The following is a 5041-nucleotide window of genomic DNA, read 5'->3' as shown; positions in this document are numbered from 1 at the left end:
TAAGCTGTCATTAAAAAGTAAACATGTATTCTTTTCCGAATTGGTTTGATACTCTCTCCACCCATTGCTCTATTTTATCAGCTGTCATGACTTGAAAATCTCGCCAATAATATTTCATCTGCTTCCATACCATCTCGATTCGATTTAACTCAGGGCTATAAGCTGGAATAAAATACAAATTCGTCGAAAAGTTACTTTTAAGTAGCTCTCTGTAATCAGCCATCTTTTTACTTCTATGAATCGAGGCATTATCAACAATAAGAACCAATGGAAGGTTATAAGTCTGTTTTACTTGTTGAGCTATTCCAGTTAAATAGGCATAAAACCAAGTGCTTGTAACAGACTCTTGTAAACAACTTGTCACCAGTTTCCCCGTTGAAAGCAAACACCCCATGACATTAACTCGTTTTAATCTTATTGCATCAACCGCATGAACATCACCTATCTTTGTCCACGCATAGCGGTTATCAGGTGTAGATGAAAACCCTGTTTCATCAACATAACCTAATATAATTTCACCACGTGCCGCTTGCTCTCGTAATTTTTCAATCTGCTGTGTTGCTTGTTCAAATGCAATCGGATCTCTTTTTTTTCAAGCTATGACGGGTACGCTTGAAGACCATACCTGAATCACGTAAAAACTTACGAATGGTTTCAACAGACACGGACACTTCGTATTCTTCATGTAGTTTGACTCGGATTTGTTCTGCATTGAGTGGACTTGTATTGACCCAATCTAGGATTTTCGCCTGATAGTCTGAGATCAATGTATTGGGCCGACCTGAGCGATGACCTTCTTTAATCGATTCAAACTCATACAATTCCCAACGTCGGCGTTGTAGCCTTATGGTTTCTGGGATACGTTCTTGTAGAGTGGCAACTTCCGCAACACTTTTACCTTCAGAAAGCCAGAGAATAGTTTGGGCACGTTGTCTTTCACGCCAATGTTTTGCATGCTTGGCCAGAAAAATGAGTCGTTCTCGCTGTTCTAAACTAAGTGGTACAGAAACAATTCGAGGCATGTGTGAACATCTGTTAACTAAAAAAACTTTTTCGCATGATTAGTTATTTTTGTCAACTTATGACTTAACTTTTTTGACATTCTATCTCACCTTTAGAAAGGTCAAGATTGAAGTAATAAAGCAAATATTTAGTATAAACTTTAATACTTCTTTCTCGCTATTTATAAAATTATTTATTGCTACCAGGCATATTCATCTTTGAATGATCCATTTTAGAATGGTCCATATTCATCATAGAATGATCCATTTTTGACATGTCAGATGAGTTAGGAGACTGATGTTGACTATGATCTTGGTGAGTCTTGTCATCTTTTTCCATTTTACAAGGTTTTGTACAAGGTTCCTGTGCTTTTACCGTTTTAGTGGCACTTGAGGTTGATACATCTTTTGCCCAAGATTGAGTACCAGCAATTAAAGTTCCAGCACACATTAAAATTGTTAGACTACGACGCACTACAGTTTTCATAAGTTTCTCTAAAAGTTAATTTCTTGCTACTACAATAAAGTGAAGCACTGAACATCTAAGTGACTTGAAAATGACATTTTTGTAATCTATCTCGATCAGATGTTTTATAACGTTATTATAGTTTTAATGAATAACTTAGGATTCTGAGATGAGAATACTATTAGTTGAAGATGAACAAAAAACTGGTGATTATCTCAAGCAAGGTTTATCCGAAGCTGGCTATATTACGGACTGGGTTACAGATGGGTTAACGGGTAAACATCAAGCTCTTTCTGAAGAGTATGACTTAATTATTTTAGACGTGATGTTACCTGGACTAAATGGTTGGAATATTATCAATGATATTCGTAGCAGCGGTAAAACAATGCCCATTCTTTTTCTTACCGCCCGAGATCAAATCGAAGATCGAGTAAAAGGATTAGAGCTAGGCGCTGATGATTATTTAGTTAAGCCTTTTGCTTTTGCAGAGCTTCTAGCTCGAATAAAAACGCTCCTTAGACGAGGGCAACAAAGAGAAGATAATAATATTATTAAGATTGCTGATTTAGAACTTGATTTGAGAAAACGTCGGGTAACACGAGCAGGTCAACGCATTGATCTGACGGCTAAAGAATTTGCGCTTATGGAGCTTTTTATGCGTAGAAGAGGTGAAATTCTACCAAGAGCACTTATTGCATCTCAAATTTGGGATATGAACTTTGATAGTGATACAAATGTAGTTGAAGTCGCTATTAAACGATTAAGAAATAAAGTAGATAGTAATTTTACCCCTAAGTTAATTCAGAATATTCGAGGAATGGGGTATGTATTAGAGGTAGAAGATGAATAATAAATTATTCAAATCTATCAGTTTTCGTATTGGTATTATTTTCTCATTATCGACTATATGCATTCTCATTATGATGGGGTTTTTCATCCATAAATTAGTGATGCATCATTTTGAAACGCAAGATCGTACCCAATTAGAAGGTAAAATCCAGCTTATTCAGAATCTTCTCCAACAGCATCCTAAAAATTCTCCAGAACTTGATCTATATTTGAAAGATGCTTTAGTTGGACACCATGATCTTATGGTCCAAATAGAACGACCGGCAGGTCAGATTTTATTTAGTTCAACACCTTCAATCATTAATACTCAACAGTTAATCAAGTCAGCAAATAACCCTTGGATTAAATGGAAAATTAAGAATAAGACCTATCGTGGCATGATCTACAACACGGATATAAACAAAAATACTGAAATACAATCTGTACGCATTATTGTGGGGATCGATACATCTGAACATCTACATTTTTTAAATGATTTTAAGCGTCAACTTTTTTACATTGGTTTAGCCGGTACGATTTGTTTAATGTTTTTAGGCTGGTTTGCAACCTGGAGAGGTTTAAGACCCGTGCAAAAAATGGCTAAGGTCGCAGAAGGCATTTCTGCCCAACATCTTTCAGAACGTTTAGAAGTTGAGCACACACCAACAGAACTAAAATCATTAGCAATTGCCTTCAATGATATGCTCGACAGACTAGAATCAGCTTTAGAAAGGCTTTCCGATTTTTCATCTGATTTAGCGCATGAAATTAGAACACCGATTAATAACTTAATGACTCAAACTCAAGTATGTCTTGCCCGTAAACGAGATACCAGTACCTATCAAGAAGTACTATTTTCTAATTTAGAAGAATTAGAACGTTTGGCTCGAATGGTATCCGATATGCTTTTCTTGGCAAAAGCAGAACATGGCCTAAAATTACAGAACTTACAGAATATTGACCTGGTTAAAGAAGTTACAGCCTTATTTGATTTCTATGATGCGCTAGCTGCCGAAAAAAATATGACGCTTCAACAAACAGGATCTGGAAATGTCAAAGGTGATCCTGCTATGTTACGTCGAGCACTCAGCAATCTATTATCTAATGCAGTTAAATATGGAAATAAGAATTCTACAATACGCATAAAACTTCAACAGAATTTAGATAACACAATATTTTCAATTGAAAATGAAGGCCCTGAAATCTCTCCTGAACAACTATCCAGGTTATTTGATCGATTTTATCGAACAGATGCATCTAGACAAAGAACAGAAGAAGGAACCGGCTTAGGGCTCGCGATAACAAAATCTATTCTTGATATGCTTGGGGCGACCATCCAGGCTGAATCCCTCAATGGTCGAATCATTTTTACCATTGTTTTTCAAAGTGAATCCATGCAAGGGGAATCATTTTAACTCATTTTTTGAACATCTTCCATTTACCCGAGTTGACCTTACATAAAGCTCAAACTGAGAGCCAGAGCTACGCCAGCACCTATCATGGCAATTGTGTAGCCAAATATGATAGCTCGGCCAAACTGTGCCCCCCCTGTCATCCATGGGTAATCCTCCCATAAATAACCGAAGTTAAAAGTAGAGGTTAAGCAGCCATTAGAGGTGGCCTTCCTTTGTTTGCTTGGTGTGGTCTTTCATGGTTGTAATGCCACAACCAGTTTGTTGCATAATCTTGTACTTCATCCAAAGTATCAAATAAATGCTTGCTCAGCCAACTATAACGTATGGTCCGATTATAGCGTTCAATATACGCATTCTGCTGTGGCTTACCCGGTTGAATATATTCAATACGAATACCGTGCTCAGTCGCCCAGCGCACAAATTCGTGACTGATAAATTCGGGACCATTATCGCATCGGATCACTAACGGTTTTTCTCTCCACTCCAGCAATTGATTCAACGTACGAATAACCCTGATTGTGGGCACTGAGAACCCTGCTTCAATGGCTAGGCCTTCGCGGCGGTAATCATCAATCACATTCAATAATCGAAACTTGCGACCATCGGAAAGCTGATCATGCATAAAATCTAATGACCAAACCTGATTTTCTCGGATTGGTTCCTTCAATGGTTCAGGCGCATGCCGTTTTAGTCTTCTTCTCGGTTTAATACGCAGATTCAGTGCCAACTCACAGTAAATGCGGTAAACCCGCTTGTGATTCCAGCAGCAACTCTCAACATGCCGTAAATACGAGAAGCACAAACCAAAGCCCCAATCGGAATTTTCCTCAGTGAGTTCAATGAGCTGTTCAGCAATGAGTGCATTGTCATCGCTGAGTTTGGCTTGATAGCGGTAGCAGGTTTCACTAATGCCAAATGCTTTACAAGCCAAACGAATACTAATGGCATGCTGGGCAACTGCCTGTTGTGCCATCTTACGCCGGCAAGATGGCTTTACCACTTTTTTGCCATCGCTTCCTGGATGATTTCGGCCTTTAATCGCTCTTCCGCATACATCTTTTTAAGTCTGGTATTTTCGGCTTCTAGCTCTTTCAGTCGAGCCATTAATGATGTATCCATACCACCATATTTGGCACGCCATTTATAAAAGGTAGCATTACTCATGCCGTGTTCACGGCAAAGGGTCGCTACAGGTGTGCCAGATTCTGCCTGTTTCAAGATGGACATGATCTGACTGTCAGTAAATTTAGATGTTTTCATGCAGAATCTCCTGCTCGTATCTTAAGAGAAAATTCTACTTTTAGATCCTATTATTTTTAGGGGGGATTACC

General features: G+C 38.2%; 6 protein-coding genes. 2 read left to right on the top strand and 4 right to left on the bottom strand.

What is annotated here, in order from left to right:
• Positions 1–10 precede the first annotated feature (10 nt).
• The 3 genes from ACTJIX_RS14635 to ACTJIX_RS14625 all read right to left on the bottom strand — a co-directional run bounded on the left by ACTJIX_RS14635 (position 11) and on the right by ACTJIX_RS14625 (position 1488).
• Positions 11–550 carry an IS630 family transposase gene (locus ACTJIX_RS14635; RefSeq protein ID WP_141730351.1) on the bottom strand — a complete coding sequence of 180 codons (540 nt, stop codon included), beginning with the start codon at positions 548–550 and terminating at the stop codon, positions 11–13.
• A gap of 16 nt (positions 551–566) precedes the next feature.
• Positions 567–1022, bottom strand: coding sequence for a helix-turn-helix domain-containing protein (locus tag ACTJIX_RS14630; protein ID WP_004973749.1), 456 nt, complete (start codon positions 1020–1022; stop codon positions 567–569).
• A 169-nt stretch (positions 1023–1191) separates the two neighbouring features.
• Positions 1192–1488 (bottom strand): hypothetical protein, encoded by a 297-nt coding sequence (locus ACTJIX_RS14625; RefSeq protein WP_440611559.1) that lies wholly within the window; start codon positions 1486–1488, stop codon positions 1192–1194.
• A gap of 148 nt (positions 1489–1636) precedes the next feature.
• On the opposite strand from ACTJIX_RS14625, the gene ACTJIX_RS14620 reads away from it, so the two are divergent.
• Both ACTJIX_RS14620 and ACTJIX_RS14615 read left to right on the top strand, forming a co-directional pair.
• Positions 1637–2317, top strand: coding sequence for a heavy metal response regulator transcription factor (locus ACTJIX_RS14620; protein ID WP_004679347.1), 681 nt, complete (start codon positions 1637–1639; stop codon positions 2315–2317).
• Positions 2310–3710, top strand: coding sequence for a heavy metal sensor histidine kinase (locus tag ACTJIX_RS14615; RefSeq protein ID WP_004763973.1), 1401 nt, complete (start codon positions 2310–2312; stop codon positions 3708–3710). Before ACTJIX_RS14620 ends, ACTJIX_RS14615 begins: the two co-directional genes overlap by 8 nt.
• 184 nt (positions 3711–3894) lie before the next feature.
• Here ACTJIX_RS14615 and ACTJIX_RS14610 read toward each other — a convergent pair.
• A protein-coding gene (locus ACTJIX_RS14610) for an IS3 family transposase (RefSeq protein ID WP_155757565.1) occupies positions 3895–4970 on the bottom strand; the annotation gives its coding sequence in 2 pieces (ribosomal slippage) (positions 3895–4718 and positions 4718–4970; 1077 coding nt in all).
• Between the last annotated feature and the right edge of the window lie 71 nt (positions 4971–5041).

The organism is Acinetobacter sp. 22323 (genome assembly GCF_052044895.1).
Taxonomy (GTDB): Bacteria; Pseudomonadota; Gammaproteobacteria; order Pseudomonadales; family Moraxellaceae; genus Acinetobacter; species Acinetobacter schindleri.
This window is presented reverse-complemented; position numbering and strand designations above follow the sequence as displayed.

Bases quoted from the DNA above. Each gene is read 5' to 3' on its own strand.
- ACTJIX_RS14630 (WP_004973749.1), bottom strand. From the start codon at position 1,022: ATGCCTCGAATTGTTTCTGTACCACTTAGTTTAGAACAGCGAGAACGA.
- ACTJIX_RS14625 (WP_440611559.1), bottom strand. From the start codon at position 1,488: ATGAAAACTGTAGTGCGTCGTAGTCTAACAATTTTAATGTGTGCTGGA.
- ACTJIX_RS14620 (WP_004679347.1), top strand. From the start codon at position 1,637: ATGAGAATACTATTAGTTGAAGATGAACAAAAAACTGGTGATTATCTC.
- ACTJIX_RS14615 (WP_004763973.1), top strand. From the start codon at position 2,310: ATGAATAATAAATTATTCAAATCTATCAGTTTTCGTATTGGTATTATT.